This window comes from Halorhabdus utahensis DSM 12940 (assembly GCF_000023945.1).
Lineage (GTDB): Archaea > Halobacteriota > Halobacteria > Halobacteriales > Haloarculaceae > Halorhabdus > Halorhabdus utahensis.
The window spans coordinates 1,353,480-1,368,600 of sequence record NC_013158.1; the positions used below are offsets into that span (position 1 = coordinate 1,353,480).

Consider the following 15,121-nt stretch of genomic DNA (forward strand, 5'->3'; position numbering starts at 1 on the left):
GGACGGATATGTCCGACCTCGGGGATTTCACGGAGTTCGATAACGACGACGCCGGCGAGCAGGCGTCCGAGGGGAGTGACGCCCCCGAACGAGCGTCGACCGACGACTTCGAGCCGGTCGAAACCACGCCGACCGGCGAGGAGCGCGGCATCGGCGTCCTCTCGGCGGCGGAGGGCCTGACCATCAGCGAGGACGGCGAGGACACCCGACTGCGAGCGTACGTCACCGTCGGCAACCGCGCCGACGTTCGGATCGGCACCTATCTCCTCGCGCCGTATCCCGACAGCACGACCGAGGAGCGTCTCTTCTGTCGGATCACCGCCCTGGAGTACGTCCGGGAGTTCCGGGCCGACGACGCGACCGAGATCCACGCCCGCCGGGCGATGCGCGCCGAAGGTATCGACGAACAGGACTTCAAGTTCATGGCGACGCTGGAGCCGGTCGCCATCTTGTATAATGATGATGGCGAGCTCCAGCGCCGGATGACCGACCGCGTCCCCAAGCCCGAGACGCCCGTCAGCCACGCCGACGAGCGGTCGGCGATCAAGACCGGGCTGAAGATCCCCGAGGACGGTGTCTTCCTCGGTCACCTCTCGGTCGGGGGCGAAAAGGTCCGGACGGCGGCCCAGCCCCCCACCATCGACTACCGGCTGAAGGACGCTTACGACGCCGGCGACCCGCTGGTCTTCCGGCACACGCTCGTCGCCGGCGGGACGGGTTCCGGGAAGACTCATCTCGCGAAGAACGTCCTCCGGCAGTTCCTCGCCGAGGAGCGGTCCTACCCCGTCGAGACCGGCAGCGACCGCACGGTTAGCCCCGCCGTCGTCCAGTTCGACCCCCAGGACGAGTACGCCCAGATGCACGACGACGGCGATCTCTCGGCGGACTTTCGGCGGCGGTGTGAACGCGAGGGCATCGCCTGCGGTGGTCACGAGGACACCGTCGCGTTCGTCCCCGAGGTCGGCGGCGCGACGTACTCCGCCGAGCACCATCGCGCCGAGCAGGTCGCCTTCACCATCCCGTTCTCGCTGGTCTACGACAACCCGTGGCTGATCGCCGGCAGCGGCCTCAACGACAACCAGTACAACGCGCTGGTGAGCGTCCTCCTCAAGCGGTTCAAAAAGCAGTACGGCCGCGAGGGCACCTACGATCAGTTCACATCCTTCCTCGACGATCCCGCGCTGAAGGAAGAACTCGACGAGACCGGCCGGGTCCATGAAGCGACCTACGACGCCGTCAAGCGTCGGGCGCTGGGCTTTGGCAACGTCTTCGATCAGGACGCCCGCCCGATCACGGACCTCGTCCACGAGTTCGTCCGTCCGGGCGGGCTGACCGTCGTCCCGACGTACCACGTCAACGACTCGCGAGCGACTGAGACGGTCGTGCTCGCGCTGTCGTCGCTGCTCGTCGACGAGAAACTCTCGAACGACCCGACCTACGAGCGCATCGGGGAGACGCCGCTGGTCGTCGGCATGGACGAGGCCCACAACTTCCTGACCGACGCCGACAGCGTCCAGGCCCGAAAGGTCATCGGGAAGTTCACCGACGCCGCCAAGCAGGGCCGCAAGGAGCGACTCGGCCTCTTTCTCATCACCCAGGACCCCCAGGACATCGCCGACCCCGTCTTCAAGCAGATCAATACGACGGTCGTCCTGAATCTCGGCGACGAGGACGCCATCTCGGCGGTGAATATTCCGAGCCATCTAGAGGCGAAAGTGCCCTACATGGAGCAGGGCCAGCTGGTCGTCTACTCGCCGGACAACTCCGAGCCCGTCGAACTGATCGGCCTCCCGGAGTGTGTGACGAGACACGGGCGTGACTGAGAGCGGCCAAACGACTACCGGGAACCGATTGTGTGTACCAGTACGAGTTATCAGATGCTATCCTGACACTCACACACCCACTTCGTATGACACGAAAGATAACCGGGACACACAGTCACCTTCTGACACGCACAGTCATAGCAATATGCTCCACAGGGACCCCCAACTCCATTCGCAATTGTCTCAGTCTCCCCGTCGGCGGAGTGAACCACCGCGAAGGCCTTCTCTTCTTCGGGATGGGCCTGGATCGAGAGCGTCTTCTCACCAAGATCCTTCCGCGCGGTGACCGCCGCAACCTGTCCATCGGTCCCCGCCACTGGCGCGGCGAACACCTCTGTATCAGCAAGATTGCTGACTTCGTCCTCGGAAAGGCCAGTCTTCTCCGCGATGTCAGCCACCAGTCCGTCCTGGTTCTGCAGTACCTCACTGACGGTTGCTGCATCCTCGTGCCGCTTGGCGATCTTGTACGCCTTGTCCCACCTGCGAGAGGCACTGACACTGCCAGCAATACCACTCAAGCCGAGCGTTGCGGCGGCCGCTGTGGCCACCCCTTTCAGGAATCCGCGACGATCGGATTGGCCGGCCACCGTTTCGTGTGCTGACGCACTCGCATCCTTTGCGATCTCTGTACGACGCACTGAACTGTCAGAATCTTCGGACATTACAACTAGGAATATATGCAACTTTCATTTAAATATTTTCAATTTCAATTGTGAGATGGGTATAGCACCATCAATATTAGCAGCGTCAATATCTGACCCTTGGATTGGGGGCGCAAATGGCTATGGTCCGGAAGCCAAGCTTGCCAATCACGTCGGAGAAACCGACTTGGCGTGAAAAGTTGTCGGAGTGGTTCTGTCGATTGCGTTGGAGGGATGCAGTTCCCTCAGCGGAGCCTGCAGCGGCTTTGTTTAGCAGAGCCAATCAACCCAGCAGCCGTCATAGCATTTACACTTTATTCCCTCATGGCAACAGGTCGATCTATGACTACAATTACAAACAGTTGCTTCGCGACACCGACAGTCATCACAATCCAATTCGCAGCCAGGACCGATTATGTCTACGTCAGAAGTCTCCACTAACTCGGATTCCCCGTCAGCCGACTGGATCAGCGCAAAAGCCTCGTTTTCTTCGGGATGAGTCTGGATCAAGAGCGACTCGTCACCGATATCCTTTTTTGCGGTTACCGCCGCCACGTGACCGTCGGCACTTTCCATTGACGCAGCAGACACCACTGCACTATCGAGATCGGTGACCTCATTTTCGGAAAGACCCGTCTCCTCCGCAATGTCAGCCACCAGTTCGTCCTGGTTCTGCAGTACCCCAGTGACGGTGGCTGTACTTTCGTGCTGTTTGGCGACCTTGTACGCCTGGCCCCAGCTGCGGGAGGCACTGACGCTGCCAGCGATGCTCCCCAGCCCGAGCGTTGCGGCGGCCGCCGCAGCCACACCCTTCAGGAACCCACGACGATCGGATTGGCCGGCCACCGTTTCGTGTGCTGACGCACTCGCATCCTTTGCGATCTCTGTACGACTCACCGAATTGTCGGAATCGGCTGACATTGCAAACTGACATATTTACCACTTTCACTTAAATATATCTAATTACATTAATAGAATTGCTATCTAAAAATCAAAATGGGGAGGGTGGTGGTGTGATTTCAACATGAGCCGTCGAAATGAGCGCTCCACCCCACAGTTTCCGATCACGCAGTGGGAGCGCTACATAAGGGGTGCATCGACGGCCCTACGGTCCGAGACGGAGAGGTACGACGAATCGAAACGGCGTGGTCGGTGGGAGAGTTGCCAGACAGCTTCGTTCGTGTCTACGATGCGACTTCGAGAATATCCGTCTGACACTCCTCACAGCCGAGCACCGTCACGGTCGCCGTCGAACAACAGGACTCGACCGACTCCTGAGTCACTGATATCGGAGTCTCACACGCCGGGCAATGCTCGACGAACGAACGGAACGAAGCCAGGATAGCAAACTGCTCTGAGACATCTTCAGCGTGAAAATTATCGGCCCGGCGCTCCAAAATAGGGAGTGCGGCTAGCTCAACCTGGAGCGCCAGGCGTGATTCCCGACGGAGGAGTGGCTCGCCATCGCCGAGGACGATACACGCCCCGGGTGCCTCGTCGATCTCGATCGAGTCGACCTGGAACACGTTCCGAAGCCGTTCTTTCTCCGTGGTATCGGTCAGGGAATCGAACTCCGACTGGAACTCATCGCGGACCGTATCGGTTAGCGACAGATCGTTCTCACCAGGTTTCTCTTCAACGACATCCAGTTCCGTGAGAACGGAGACACCATCAACACCAGCTTTCCCGAAGAGTGCCAAAAGCGAGTCCGGAAAGTATCGCTTGGTCAGCGTGGGCGTTCCGGGAATGAGATACCCGCGGAAGTATATCATCGCAATACTGACCAGAAACGCGAAAGCCCCAACGGGGAGGGAGATGGTGGCCAGCGCACTGGCAACAGCTACTGCCAGAACGGTGTTAACTGCGGTACACCGACTACAGCGGTTTGGGCCCGTATACGCCGGTTGACGGAGTCTATCGAGGAGTGACCGGTACGTATTTCCCATATTGCTCATACGGATTAGATGATACGTAGATAAGTTAAAAATTTTGAATCGAGCGTCTCGGTACTGACCGGTAGATCCAGTGGAACCGAAGACAGGAGAAGACTCAAGTCCACATGTGTGGTAACAGTAAGCATGGGAAAGCGCATTCTGGTGCCGGTCGACGGCAGCGACCAGTCGAAGGCGGCGATCGAGTTCGCCATCGCGGAGTTCCCCGACGCGGAGTTACAGTTGCTGCACGTCATCAACCCGGCCGATGCGGGCTACAGCGTCCAGGCGTCGATGCCGACGTTCTCCGAGGAGTGGTACAGCCGCCAGAAGGAGCAAGCCAAAAGCCTCTTCAGCGAGATCGAATCCGGCGCTGGCGACTTCGACGGCCGCTTCGAGGAGTTCATCAAGGTCGGCAAGCCGACGCATACGATCGTCCAGCACGCCGAAGAGCACGACGTCGATCAGATCGTGATGGGGAGCCACGGCCGTTCGGGCGTCACACGCATCCTGCTCGGCAGCGTCGCCGAGACCGTCGTCCGGCGCTCGCCCGTCCCGATCACGGTCGTCCGGTGACCCGTCGCGGCTGTTGTCGCTATCAGGCGACAGCGTCGACGGCTTCTTTGACGGTCTCGCGGACCTCTTCGAGCAGCGCCGTCGCGTCGTCGCTCTCGGCGTAGACCCGGATGTACGGTTCCGTGCCGCTCGGCCGGACGAGGAACCACGACCCGTCGGGGAGTTCGATCCGGACGCCGTATTCCAGCGAGACCGTCCCGTCCGGGAACTGCTCGGGCAGCGCGGTCGCCAGGCGCTCCATCGCGTCGGCCTTTGCCCCCTCCGGGCAGTCGACCGGCTTTTTCTCCAGCGGGCGCTCGGTGACGGGTTCGAGCAGCGAATCGAGTCCGTCGGCGGCGATGAGTCGCGTCAGGACGCCGGCGCTCGCGATGCCGTCAGTCCAGATCCCCAGGTCGGGGTGGATGCACTTCCAGGGTTCACCCGCGAAGGCGATCGTCGTCTCGTCGTCGCCGGCTTCGAGGACGTCGGCGATGCCCTCGTGGAGCAGTCCAAGTGCGGTGCGTTCGACACGACCGCCGGCCGTCCGGACCGCCTCGTCGACGCGACCGGAGACGTTCGGCGTGGTCACGACGACCGGGTCGTCCACGTCGGCCTGCTCAACGAAGTACGACGAGAGCACGGCCAGGATCGTGTCCTCGTGGACGATCATGCCGTCTTCGTCGACGACGACGATTCGGTCGGCGTCGCCGTCGTGGGCGATACCCAGATCGACGGCGTCGCGCTCGCGAACGTACTGGGTTAGATCGGTGATATTCTCCGGCGTGGGTTTACTCGGCCGGCCGGGGAAGTGGCCGGTGACGTTGGCGTGCAGCGTGTGGACGCTCGCACCGAGTCGCCGGAGGACTTCGGGCGTGCCCAGCGCGGCGACGCCGTTGCCGGCGTCGACCGCGATCGTCATGCCGTCGAGTGGGTTACCGTGCTCGCGGGCATATTCGACCACGGCGTCCAGATAGGCGTCGAGTGGTTCCTCGCTCCGCTGTCGGCCCCACTCGTCCCAGGTGGCCGGCTGGGCGTCGTTCGCGACCCGTTCCTCGATGCGTTCCTCGTCGGCGGTCGTGTACTCCTCGCCGTCGACGAAGAACTTGATACCGTTGTCGGGCGAGGGGTTGTGGCTGGCGGTGATCATCACGCCGTGACGGCCGTAGGAGGCAAACCCGAGCGCCGGGGTCGGCAACATCCCGGCTCGGACGACGTCCGCGCCGGCGCTTTCGAGTCCCGCTTCGAGTGCGGCGGCGATAGCGACCCCGGTCTCCCGGCCGTCGCGAGCGATCACGAACTCCGCGCCGTACTGGCCGGCCGCGCGGCCGACCGACAGCGCGAGTTCGGGGGTGACTTTTGTCGCGACCGGCCCTCTGATTCCCGTCGTCCCGAATAGATCCATGGTCATAGGTTTGGCTCGTGTCCGAAATACCCTACAGTTCCAGGCCCGGATGCCAGTGGTCGACCCCGGCCTCGGCCTTCACTTCGTCCATGCGCGCGAGGAGCTTCGTGGCGAGGGAAGCGACCTCGCTGGCGCGCTGATCGCTCTCGGTCCGGAACTCGCCGGTCACGCGGTTGGCATAGACGGCACAGACCGCGCCGGCCCGCAGGCCGTAGACGTTGGCGATCGTCAGGATGGCGCTCGCCTCCATCTCGATGTTGGTGACGTTGACCTCCTGAAGGTCCTCGACGAGTGTGTCGCTCCCGGGGGCCTCGAAGCCCTCGAACCCGGGACGACCCTGCCCGGAGTAGAAGCTGTCGGCGCTCATCGTGGTTCCGAGGTGATACTCGTAGTCCAGACGCTCGGCCGCGGCCGTGAGCGCGGAGACGACCTCGTGGTCGGCGGTCGCGGGGTAGTCCTCCCGGACGTACTCCTTGCTGGTGCCCTCCTGGCGGACCGCGCCGGTCGTGATCACGAGGTCGCCGACCGAGACCCCCTCGCGGATCGACCCACACGAGCCGACCCGGATGAACGTGTCAGAACCTGCCCGGGCGAGTTCCTCGACCGCGATAGCCGCGCCGGGCCCGCCGATCCCGGTCGACGTCACCGAGATGGGCGTCCCGTCGTAGGTGCCGGAGACGGTCCGGTACTCCCGGTGGTGGGCCTTCTCCTCACTCTCGTCCCAGAAGCGGGTGATCTTCTCGATACGCTCGGGGTTGCCGGGGAGCAAGACGATGTCAGCGACATCCTCGGGTGTCACGGCGAGGTGATACTGTTCGTCTTCGTTGGGGTCCTCACTGTCTCCGGGCATGTACGTGGTGTTTTCACGGAACCGATTTAGTTCCCTTCCCGTCCACTCGACGGGGACGAACACGGCGGATCACGCGGGCGGGTGGTCACGGGAGAGCTATGACCGGTCCTGTAGGTTGCCGGGCTTCATCGCGGCGGGGAGGAGGTCACCCAACGTATAGTGGGTGATCTCGCCGTCGTCCTCCGTGAGGATTTCGAAGGAGTCGGCACAGAACTCCGCGAGCGTCTGGCGACACATCCCACAGGGAGTGAGGCCGTCGTGTTCGGCCGAGACGACCGCCACCCGCTCGAAGTCGCTCTCGCCGGCACGTAACGCGCCGGTAAGGGCGACCTCCTCGGCGTGGAGGCTGTTGGAATAGTTGACGACCTCGACGTTGAACCCGCGGTAGACCTCCCCCGCGGTCGTCTCGAGTGCGGCGCCGACCGGGTATTCGGAGTACGGGACGTAAGCGTCCTCGAGGGCGTCCGTTGCGGCGTCGAGGAGTGCACGTTCGTCCATACGGCCCCTGTGTCGGCGAGGCACTTACGTGTACGGCTGCGGCGGACGCGACTCCGCACGACCGCTCAGAGGCCCAGCGCATCCAGGAGGTTGACGCCGACCCCGAGGTGGTCGACGGCGCGATACCCGACGAAAATGCCGACGATCCCCATGATCCCCGCGGCGTTCGGCGGGGCGGGGATCGGGACGTCGAAGAACCCAAAGATCACACCGGCCACGAGGCCGGTCACCGTTGCGAGGACGATTACCTGGACGTTCATACCGGACGCACGGCCACTGTCGTCGAAACCGTTTCGGCTCCGGTGGGATTAATCCGATCACCGACCTACGGCCTCGCATGGACGACATCCTTTCGCGGATCGAACACACCGTCCTCGGCCCGGAAACGACACCGGCAGACGTCGAGGCTGTCCTCGACGACGCCAGCGAATACGGCCTGCGCGCGTGCATCCCGCCCTGTTATCTCGAACTCGCCGGCGAGTACGCGCCTGACGTCGAAGTAGCGACCGTAATCGGGTTCCCGCACGGCAACCACACCACGGCGGCGAAAGTCGCGGAAGCCGAGGACGCTGTCGAGGCCGGCGCGGACGAACTCGACATGGTCTGTAACGTCGGCCTCCTCAAGGCCGGTGAAGACGACGCCGTCCGCGAGGACATCGAGTCCGTGGTCGCTGCGACCCGCAAGCCGGTGAAAGTCATCATCGAGACGCCGCTTTTGACCGACGAGGAGAAGCACCGCGCCAGTCAACTGGTCGCCGACGCGGGCGCTGACTTCGTGAAGACAGCGACGGGCTTCGGCGGCGGCGGTGCCACGGTGCCTGACGTCGAACTCATGAGCGAGTACGCACCCGTGAAAGCCAGCGGCGGCGTCGGTTCCTGGGCGGACGCAAAAGCGATGTTCGACGCCGGTGCTGACCGAATCGGAGCCTCAAGCGGCGACGTGATCGCCGAAGAATATTTCGAAGCGCAGGAAGCCTGAAAGCGGCTTAAAAGATACTGGCCTGCTGGTAGACGTCGATGCCGTCGAGGGTGATCGCGTAGGGTTTCGTGGCGCGCGAGTGGTTGGCGTTGCGGATCTTCTGGATCTCGACGGCCAGGCGGGTCTCCTGGGTGTCCCCACGGACGTACTGGAGGACGAAGACGGCGTCCGTCAGGTACTCGATGATGCCGTGTCTGGAGGCGTATGGGTTGTCCTCGTTGGCCTCGCTGGTGAACATCGTCGTGACACCGGCCTCCTTCAGCGAGCGCGTGAAGTCAAAGACCTCCGTCCGGCGGCGGGCCTGGTCATCGTACATCATCTCCAGCAGCGACACCGAGTCGAGCACCAGTCGGTCGGCACCGAACTCCCTGACAAGTTGGGGGAACTCCCCCCGGATGTTCTCTAAACTGTTTGCCATCTCGACGGGATCGAGGTCGACGATCGCGAGTCGATCCTCGCGCTCGTAGCGGTCGAACTCCCAGCCGCGCTCGTCGGCGGTGTCGAGGATGCTCTCGCGGCTCTGCTCGAGCGTGATGAACACCGCGTTCTCGCCCTGCTGGAGTCCGTGATGGAGAAACTGGAGGCCGAACGTGGTCTTGCCGGTCCCCGGCGACCCGATGACAACCATCAAGTGGCGGCTGGGAACGCCGCCCTGAATCATCTCGTCGAGCCCCTCGATCCCGAGATCGATCCGCGGGATCTCAGATTCGAAGGAGTCGTCGTCGAATTCGGTTTCGGATGGATCGGACCCGCCACCTGCGTCGTCACCACCGGGTCCGCCGGCGGACTCCAGCGCACTCCCGAAGTCCTCGTCGAACAACGAGCCGCCGCTGTCCGCGGCCTCGAAGTCCGGCGCTTCCTCCGTGATGGCAGTCTCCGGTTCTCCATCTGGGGCGACCGTCCCGGTTTCTCCGTCCCGTGTGGCCGTTTCCGACTCTCCGCCCGGTGTGGCCGTCTCGGCTTCAGCCTCCGCGGACGTCGAAGATGTCGTCGACTGGTCAAAAGCGTCGGTCTCGTCGGATGGATCGACCGTTTGGGCCTCGGGAGTGTCCCGGTCGTCCTCGGTGGAATGCTCCTCGTCCCCCTCGAACCAATCGTCGGGCGTTTCCTCAGTCGGGGAGTCCTCGTCAGTCCGCGTGGGGAGACCGTCATCAACGTCACGGTCTCCGCTGATCGCCTGTTCGAACCAGTCCTCGTCTGATTCGTCGTCGCTCATTCAGAGGCTCCCCGACTGGACCGACCAGTCTGTCCTGTTTTTGGGTACACTCCTCAATAACTCTGTCCGTCGGCAAGCGAATAGTGGCGGGGGTCGAAACTCGCGTGGCGACAGGCGTGGGCCGACGGTTCGGGACAGTACCGGCAAGAGATGAGACGATTTTATCAGGGCCGGTGAGCAACGTCGAGTTATGGAACTCGGACTCGTCGGACAGAAGGACAATCCGCGTGCCCGATCGCTCGTCGAGGCGATCCGAATGGATCTGGAGGACGAAGACGTCTCGATCGTCGTCGACGAAGTGACGGCCGCGGCGCTCGCCGATGACCGCCACGACACCTACGGCGGCGTCGCCACGCCGGAGCTTGATCCGCCGGCGAGCGTATCGATCGAAGAGATCGACGATACCGACCTGATCGTCTCGATCGGCGGCGACGGGACGTTCCTGTACGCCGCACGCGGCGCCAACGGCACGCCGATCATGGGCGTCAACCTGGGCGAGGTCGGCTTTCTGAACGCCGTCTCCCCGAACGACGCGATCGACGCCATCCGTGATGTCGTCACAGACATCCAGGAAGACGGCGAGACACCGACCCGCGACCTCCCCCGCCTCCAGGTCAGCGGCGACGGGTGGGAACTTCCCCCGGCGCTGAACGAGGTTGTGATTCAGGGGCCCCAGCGTGGGCACGGCAACGGCGTGGGCACGACAGTCCGGATCGACGACGCACTCTACACCAGCGGCCACGCCGACGGCGTCCTGATCGCGACGCCGACCGGCTCCACGGCCTACAACTTAAGCGAGGACGGCCCGCTCGTCCACCCTGCCGTCCCGGTGTTCGTCGTCACGGAGATGGCCGCCGAGCGCCCGATGCCGCCGCTGGTTGTCGACGAGGACACCACGATCACCGTGCGCGTCGAGGACGCCGAGACGGCTTCGATCGTCAGCGACGGGCGGACCACCGAGGAGATCGAACCGCCCGCCCAGATCACGGTCGAGCAGGCCGATCAGCCGGTCCACGTCGCCGGCCCACCGCTGGAGTTCTTCACGGCCCTCGGGAAACTCGAGTAGGGAGCGGCGAAAACGGTCGGTCGGAGTTGGCCGCGAGAAGTCTGACTCAACTCGGCGTCGCCGACCGTTTGGCGGTCGTATACAGAACAGGTCCGGCCAGCAACAGCACTAGCCCGAAGAACTTGTACTGCATGACCGACCCGAGGAGACTGCCATCGCCGGGCTGGAGGGCACTCCCTGGCGTCATCACCAGAATGAGGCCGAAGCCGATTATCTGCGAGGCGAGCGCCTTCCGTGATCGCAATGCGAGCGCAGCAAGGATCGACAGACCCAGTAACAGCAACAGGACGTCCCCCACGTTGTAATTGAGGAGGACGCTGTCGACGAGTTGCAACGGCACCAGTGTCCCGGTCATTGCCAGATACTCGCCCCGACGCGGGCTTGAACGTTCCGCTACCATTCGTATTGGCCGCCACCGCGCGGCACCGCAGGTCATGCTTCGACCGCGTCGGTCCTTCTATATCCCCGTCATGTCAAGCGGGCGGACCCAGCCGTACCACAGAACGAACATCGTCGCGAGGTAGCCGCCACCCCAGACGAGCATCCCGAGCCGGTCGTAGCCCGCACTGGCGAGGGCGTGATCCGCCAGCCCGAAGCCGATGACGCCGCCGACCAGAATCGCCATGAACGTGAGTCTCCGGTCCATTCAATTACCCCATCCTTGGGTCGCCAGTGTCCTGAACCTCACGATTCCGGTACCCCAGTCGCCTACCAATCCTTGCAGGCTGCACAGACGAGGTCACCGTCCTGGTACCACCGGCGGTCGATACTCGCGCCACAGGCGTCACACTCGGCCCCGGCAGGTGCGAACTCGGAGGTCGTCGTCGCCGGCTCGACGGCCTCCTCGGACGCTTCGTCGGCGCGTTGAGTCTGGGTCGCCGCCTCGTCGTCGGCGGATTCGGACTCGGTCGCCGTCTCGGCGGGAAGCTCGGACCCACTCGCCGCCTCGTCGTCGGCGGATTCGGTCGCGGTCGCCGACTCCCCCTCGTCGCCCAGAAATTCGTTTAGGGAGGCATCGTCGCCCATACCGAAGCGAGTTCGCCGACGCTCTTAGCCCTGACGCCGCACGGGCCCTTCGCCGCCCCGCGGGGAGCCCCCGATAGATCGCCGCCGTCCAAGCACCCAAGTACCGGGCGTGTGAACTGCCACCATGATCGTCCTGTCACTCGTCTCGTTTCTGAACCGACTCGTCGGCAGTATCGGTGAGATGCCGTTTCGATTCGCCGACGTCGTGACGCACGACCCGATCAGCGCCGTGCTGGTCGGGATGGGCGCGCTGGTGATCGGGCTGACCGTCGGGGCCAGTGCGTATCTGACCCTCGGCGCAGTTGTCGATCTCGTCTCACCGGCGTAGCGCCGAAAAACGACGACAGCGGTACTTTTTCTGGCAGTTACGTCGCCGTCGCATCTTCGAGCGCCTCGGCCGCGAGCTCGATCGCCGTCTCCAGATCGGGGCCGAGCGGCGACGCGGCGACGAAGCTGTCGACATGGTTCATCGCCTCCTCGATCCGATCGGCGACTGTCGCTTTCGTCCCGGCGATCGCGAAGGCGTCGATCATCTCGGGCGTGACAGCCTCGAAAGCCGTCTCGAAGTCCCCGTGTTGCACGGCATTGCCGATCGCTTCGGCCCGATCGTGGTCCAGCCCGTGTCGATCCAACACCGGCGGCGCGGTGCTCCCGACGATGAACGCCACCGGCGGTCGAGCGGCCTCCCGGGCGCGGTCCTCGCTCTCGGCGACGCTGACACTCGCGTAGGCGGCAACGTCGAGATCGCCACGGTCGTCCGGTCGCTCGGATCGGCCCTCTTCGATCCGGTCGGCCGACCACGAGAGGTCCGCCGGGTGGGACGCGTTGACGAGGACGCCGTCGGCGTGTTTCCCGCTCATCCGGAGCATGTGTGGGCCCTGTGCACCCACGTATACCGGGATCTCGCCCACCGCGTAGTTCAGGCTGGCGTCCGTCGCCCGGAAGGTCCCGTCGTGATCGACGGTGTCGCCCGTCCAGAGCTGCTGGGCGACCTTGAACGTCTCGAGGACGCGCCGCAGGGGCGAGTCGCGCTCGACGCCGAGGTTGGCGAGCGTCGAGGCGTCACCGGCCCCGATCCCGAAGACGCCGCGGCCGTCGCTGGACTCGTCGAGGGTGGCCATCCGCGAGGCCAACCGGACGGGATGGGTCTCGTAGGGATTGACCACGCCGGGGCCAAGTTGAACCGAGTCCGTCGCCGCCGCGATCGACGAGAGGGTCTGGAACGGATCGCGGTTGTTGTAGTGATTGCTCGCGAAGATGGTGTCGAAGCCGGTGCGCTCGGCGCGCTCGGCCAGTCGTCGTACCTCTTCGACCGGGTGTTCGGGAGTGAGTTCGATGGCTTTCATTGGTCTGTGAATTGTGAGTGCCGTGCTGTGAGTTCGTCGTCAGTCGGTGTCGTCCCGTTTCTCATCTCCGGTCACGCGGGGTCGTACTCGAAGTCGGCGAGTGCCTGCCGGACGAGATCGCCATCACGATCCCGGAACAGATCGTCGTGGCTGTCGTGGTCGCCGAAGTCCCAGTCGCGGACGACCGCCACTGGCCGGCCGTCGTCGCCCTCGCCCGTGACGAGGTTGGTCGCCGCGGCGAGTTCGTCGACGACGGCCTCGACGGTCGCCGTGAGTTCGCGTCCTTCGCGGTCGTGTTCGCCCCGCCAGTCCCGCATTGCCGAAATTCCGGCCCAGCCAAGTGCGACGCCGCGCTGGCCCTGCCGAAAGGGGCGTCCCGACGTATCTGTCACGACGACGGGGACACCGAGCGCGTCGGACAGTCGCTGCGCGCTCGCCGATGGATCCTCGGGCAACAGGAGCAGGTCCGCGCCGGGGACGTTCGAGCGGTCGATGCCCGCGTTGACGGTGATGTGGCCAAAGTGAGTCACCGCGAGGATAAACGGGGCCTCCATGACGAGTTCCTCGCTCTCCTCGAGGACCGCCTGGGCGAACCGCGGATCCTTCCGTTCGCCGGCGATCTCGCTGATCCGCTCGGCGATGTCGTGGGCGCGCGCCCCGGGCTCGAAGTCCGACAGATCCGCCCCCCTGCCTTCGGCCTTCGAGACGACTGTACTGGCGACCGTGAGGACATCGCCCTCCCGTAGGTCGACGCGCTCGTCGATCAGCGCCGCCAGGTCGTCACCCGGCTCGATTTCCGGAATATCCGGGACCGCGAAGACCTCCATACCCCGAGTCGGCCCGGAACCGCCAAAAGTCGCCCGGTAGCGTCGCGTTCGTCCGGCGTCGAAAGCAATCGAGGAGGCGGTGTTTAGTTAAGCGATTCCTGGGTGAGATAGCCAGAAAGCCCCGAGTGGCTCCGGTTGAGGGCCTCGCTGCGCTCCTCACTCCGTTGCGGTGCTTACTTCGGCCGTCTTCCCGGAGCCACTCGCCCCTTTCAGTCCCGCCCATGCCGGCTGACCAACCGGCCTCGGGTGGGACTGAAAGGGGCCGCGTTCTCAGCAAGCCCCGACGACGCAAGCACCTGCCGGAGCGCAGCGAGTCGCGGCAGCTGAGAGCGCGGGGGCTTTCTGGCTGTTGCAAGCGATTCCCGCTAAACTAAACACGACCATCGAGGACGGCCGCCCCTACTCGGACTCGCGGTGGACAGTCACCGAGAGGTCGCCGTCGTTGACCGTCGCCGTCAGCATCGTGGCCTCGCTGGCCGGTGATGCCCCGGTGACGCTACCGGGATTGAGCAGCCGAACGCCATCGACGGTCGTATCCAGGCACTCGTGAGTGTGACCCGCGACGCCGACGGTCGGCCCCTCGCTCCCCTCCTCGGCGACGATGCTCGCGACACGCTGTTCGTAATCGTGGCGCGATCCCGTGCCGTGAGTCACGACGAACTCGACACCGCCGAGCGTGACGCGTTCGATCTCGGGCAGACCGAGCGCCCGTGGATCCATGTTCCCGGCGACGGCGGTGAGTCGACTCGCCGCGCCGCGGACGTCCGCCAGCGCCGCCGATGCGTCGAAGTCACCGGCGTGGATGACGTGATCGGCCGCGCGGATGCGGTCGAGCGCCCAGTCGGGGATCGCCGGTTCGCGTGACGGCACGTGTGAGTCGCTGATGATCGCGACGTCCATGCCAGGTGACAGGGACTCGATCGGTTTTGCATTGTCGGCTCGCCGCCCCCACGCTTCATTG

19 protein-coding genes are annotated in these 15,121 nt (G+C 64.3%); 5 read left to right on the forward strand and 14 right to left on the reverse strand.

Translation table 11 applies throughout. From position 1 onward, the window contains the following. The first annotated feature begins 8 nt into the window (after positions 1–8). The gene (locus tag HUTA_RS06730) at positions 9–1,823 is read left to right on the forward strand and encodes an ATP-binding protein (RefSeq protein WP_015789129.1); all 1,815 of its coding nucleotides are present in this window, start codon (positions 9–11) and stop codon (positions 1,821–1,823) included. 50 nt (positions 1,824–1,873) lie between these two features. Here HUTA_RS06730 and HUTA_RS06735 read toward each other — a convergent pair whose 3' ends face one another. The 3 genes from HUTA_RS06735 to HUTA_RS06745 all read right to left on the reverse strand — a co-directional run bounded on the left by HUTA_RS06735 (position 1,874) and on the right by HUTA_RS06745 (position 4,236). Continuing rightward, entirely contained in the window at positions 1,874–2,485 is a 612-nt protein-coding gene (locus tag HUTA_RS06735) for a twin-arginine translocation signal domain-containing protein (protein ID WP_015789130.1), read from the reverse strand. Between the two features lie 249 nt (positions 2,486–2,734). Further along, positions 2,735–3,385 (reverse strand): twin-arginine translocation signal domain-containing protein, encoded by a 651-nt coding sequence (locus tag HUTA_RS06740; RefSeq protein ID WP_015789131.1) that lies wholly within the window; start codon positions 3,383–3,385, stop codon positions 2,735–2,737. A 263-nt stretch (positions 3,386–3,648) separates the two neighbouring features. After that, a complete protein-coding gene (locus tag HUTA_RS06745) occupies positions 3,649–4,236 on the reverse strand; it encodes a hypothetical protein (protein ID WP_049941226.1) in 588 nt (195 codons plus the stop codon). Between the two features lie 306 nt (positions 4,237–4,542). On the opposite strand from HUTA_RS06745, the gene HUTA_RS06750 reads away from it, so the two are divergent. After that, positions 4,543–4,971, forward strand: a complete 429-nt coding sequence (locus HUTA_RS06750; protein WP_015789133.1) for a universal stress protein — start codon at positions 4,543–4,545, stop codon at positions 4,969–4,971. Between the two features lie 22 nt (positions 4,972–4,993). Here the strand turns inward: HUTA_RS06750 and HUTA_RS06755 are convergent, their stop codons facing one another. The 4 genes from HUTA_RS06755 to HUTA_RS06770 all read right to left on the reverse strand — a co-directional run bounded on the left by HUTA_RS06755 (position 4,994) and on the right by HUTA_RS06770 (position 7,960). Continuing rightward, the gene (locus tag HUTA_RS06755; RefSeq protein WP_049941227.1) at positions 4,994–6,352 is read right to left on the reverse strand and encodes a phosphohexomutase domain-containing protein; all 1,359 of its coding nucleotides are present in this window, start codon (positions 6,350–6,352) and stop codon (positions 4,994–4,996) included. Between the two features lie 31 nt (positions 6,353–6,383). Beyond that, positions 6,384–7,202 (reverse strand): nucleoside phosphorylase, encoded by an 819-nt coding sequence (locus HUTA_RS06760; RefSeq protein WP_049941430.1) that lies wholly within the window; start codon positions 7,200–7,202, stop codon positions 6,384–6,386. Positions 7,203–7,298: 96 nt separating this feature from the next. After that, entirely contained in the window at positions 7,299–7,700 is a 402-nt protein-coding gene (gene cdd / locus HUTA_RS06765) for a cytidine deaminase (protein WP_015789136.1), read from the reverse strand. A 65-nt stretch (positions 7,701–7,765) separates the two neighbouring features. Continuing rightward, positions 7,766–7,960, reverse strand: coding sequence for a XapX domain-containing protein (locus HUTA_RS06770; protein WP_015789137.1), 195 nt, complete (start codon positions 7,958–7,960; stop codon positions 7,766–7,768). A gap of 77 nt (positions 7,961–8,037) precedes the next feature. Between HUTA_RS06770 and deoC the strand changes: the two genes are divergently transcribed. Next, on the forward strand, positions 8,038–8,679 hold the full coding sequence (deoC, locus tag HUTA_RS06775) for a deoxyribose-phosphate aldolase (protein WP_015789138.1): 642 nt from the start codon (positions 8,038–8,040) through the stop codon (positions 8,677–8,679). Between the two features lie 7 nt (positions 8,680–8,686). Here deoC and HUTA_RS06780 read toward each other — a convergent pair whose 3' ends face one another. Then, complete coding sequence (locus HUTA_RS06780) at positions 8,687–9,895, reverse strand: KaiC domain-containing protein (protein WP_015789139.1); 1,209 nt, start codon at positions 9,893–9,895, stop codon at positions 8,687–8,689. A gap of 190 nt (positions 9,896–10,085) precedes the next feature. Here HUTA_RS06780 and HUTA_RS06785 point away from each other — a divergent pair, with 190 nt between their 5' ends. Continuing rightward, the gene (locus HUTA_RS06785; protein WP_015789140.1) at positions 10,086–10,961 is read left to right on the forward strand and encodes an NAD(+)/NADH kinase; all 876 of its coding nucleotides are present in this window, start codon (positions 10,086–10,088) and stop codon (positions 10,959–10,961) included. Between the two features lie 46 nt (positions 10,962–11,007). Here HUTA_RS06785 and HUTA_RS06790 read toward each other — a convergent pair whose 3' ends face one another. The 3 genes from HUTA_RS06790 to HUTA_RS06800 all read right to left on the reverse strand — a co-directional run bounded on the left by HUTA_RS06790 (position 11,008) and on the right by HUTA_RS06800 (position 11,987). After that, the gene (locus tag HUTA_RS06790; protein WP_015789141.1) at positions 11,008–11,316 is read right to left on the reverse strand and encodes a hypothetical protein; all 309 of its coding nucleotides are present in this window, start codon (positions 11,314–11,316) and stop codon (positions 11,008–11,010) included. Positions 11,317–11,418: 102 nt separating this feature from the next. Then, positions 11,419–11,607, reverse strand: a complete 189-nt coding sequence (locus HUTA_RS06795; RefSeq protein WP_015789142.1) for a hypothetical protein — start codon at positions 11,605–11,607, stop codon at positions 11,419–11,421. A gap of 62 nt (positions 11,608–11,669) precedes the next feature. Next, positions 11,670–11,987, reverse strand: a complete 318-nt coding sequence (locus HUTA_RS06800; protein WP_015789143.1) for a DUF7573 domain-containing protein — start codon at positions 11,985–11,987, stop codon at positions 11,670–11,672. 124 nt (positions 11,988–12,111) lie between these two features. Here HUTA_RS06800 and HUTA_RS06805 point away from each other — a divergent pair, with 124 nt between their 5' ends. Further along, positions 12,112–12,315, forward strand: a complete 204-nt coding sequence (locus tag HUTA_RS06805) for a hypothetical protein (RefSeq protein ID WP_015789144.1) — start codon at positions 12,112–12,114, stop codon at positions 12,313–12,315. 37 nt (positions 12,316–12,352) lie between these two features. On the opposite strand, the gene HUTA_RS06810 is transcribed toward HUTA_RS06805, so the two are convergent. The 3 genes from HUTA_RS06810 to HUTA_RS06820 form a co-directional block, all read right to left on the reverse strand. Continuing rightward, positions 12,353–13,333 (reverse strand): 5,10-methylenetetrahydromethanopterin reductase, encoded by a 981-nt coding sequence (locus tag HUTA_RS06810; protein WP_015789145.1) that lies wholly within the window; start codon positions 13,331–13,333, stop codon positions 12,353–12,355. 71 nt (positions 13,334–13,404) lie between these two features. Continuing rightward, entirely contained in the window at positions 13,405–14,160 is a 756-nt protein-coding gene (locus HUTA_RS06815) for a coenzyme F420-0:L-glutamate ligase (protein ID WP_015789146.1), read from the reverse strand. Positions 14,161–14,559: 399 nt separating this feature from the next. Continuing rightward, a complete protein-coding gene (locus HUTA_RS06820; protein WP_015789147.1) occupies positions 14,560–15,060 on the reverse strand; it encodes a metallophosphoesterase family protein in 501 nt (166 codons plus the stop codon). Positions 15,061–15,121: the final 61 nt, after the last annotated feature.

Coding starts and splice junctions, on each gene's coding strand:
- HUTA_RS06820 (WP_015789147.1), bottom strand. CDS start 15,060: ATGGACGTCGCGATCATCAGCGACTCACACGTGCCGTCACGCGAACCG.
- HUTA_RS06815 (WP_015789146.1), bottom strand. CDS start 14,160: ATGGAGGTCTTCGCGGTCCCGGATATTCCGGAAATCGAGCCGGGTGAC.
- HUTA_RS06780 (WP_015789139.1), bottom strand. CDS start 9,895: ATGAGCGACGACGAATCAGACGAGGACTGGTTCGAACAGGCGATCAGC.
- HUTA_RS06730 (WP_015789129.1), top strand. CDS start 9: ATGTCCGACCTCGGGGATTTCACGGAGTTCGATAACGACGACGCCGGC.
- cdd (WP_015789136.1), bottom strand. CDS start 7,700: ATGGACGAACGTGCACTCCTCGACGCCGCAACGGACGCCCTCGAGGAC.
- HUTA_RS06770 (WP_015789137.1), bottom strand. CDS start 7,960: ATGAACGTCCAGGTAATCGTCCTCGCAACGGTGACCGGCCTCGTGGCC.
- HUTA_RS06790 (WP_015789141.1), bottom strand. CDS start 11,316: ATGACCGGGACACTGGTGCCGTTGCAACTCGTCGACAGCGTCCTCCTC.
- HUTA_RS06745 (WP_049941226.1), bottom strand. CDS start 4,236: ATGATATACTTCCGCGGGTATCTCATTCCCGGAACGCCCACGCTGACC.
- HUTA_RS06755 (WP_049941227.1), bottom strand. CDS start 6,352: ATGGATCTATTCGGGACGACGGGAATCAGAGGGCCGGTCGCGACAAAA.
- deoC (WP_015789138.1), top strand. CDS start 8,038: ATGGACGACATCCTTTCGCGGATCGAACACACCGTCCTCGGCCCGGAA.
- HUTA_RS06810 (WP_015789145.1), bottom strand. CDS start 13,333: ATGAAAGCCATCGAACTCACTCCCGAACACCCGGTCGAAGAGGTACGA.
- HUTA_RS06735 (WP_015789130.1), bottom strand. CDS start 2,485: ATGTCCGAAGATTCTGACAGTTCAGTGCGTCGTACAGAGATCGCAAAG.
- HUTA_RS06805 (WP_015789144.1), top strand. CDS start 12,112: ATGATCGTCCTGTCACTCGTCTCGTTTCTGAACCGACTCGTCGGCAGT.
- HUTA_RS06800 (WP_015789143.1), bottom strand. CDS start 11,987: ATGGGCGACGATGCCTCCCTAAACGAATTTCTGGGCGACGAGGGGGAG.
- HUTA_RS06750 (WP_015789133.1), top strand. CDS start 4,543: ATGGGAAAGCGCATTCTGGTGCCGGTCGACGGCAGCGACCAGTCGAAG.
- HUTA_RS06795 (WP_015789142.1), bottom strand. CDS start 11,607: ATGGACCGGAGACTCACGTTCATGGCGATTCTGGTCGGCGGCGTCATC.
- HUTA_RS06740 (WP_015789131.1), bottom strand. CDS start 3,385: ATGTCAGCCGATTCCGACAATTCGGTGAGTCGTACAGAGATCGCAAAG.
- HUTA_RS06785 (WP_015789140.1), top strand. CDS start 10,086: ATGGAACTCGGACTCGTCGGACAGAAGGACAATCCGCGTGCCCGATCG.
- HUTA_RS06760 (WP_049941430.1), bottom strand. CDS start 7,202: ATGCCCGGAGACAGTGAGGACCCCAACGAAGACGAACAGTATCACCTC.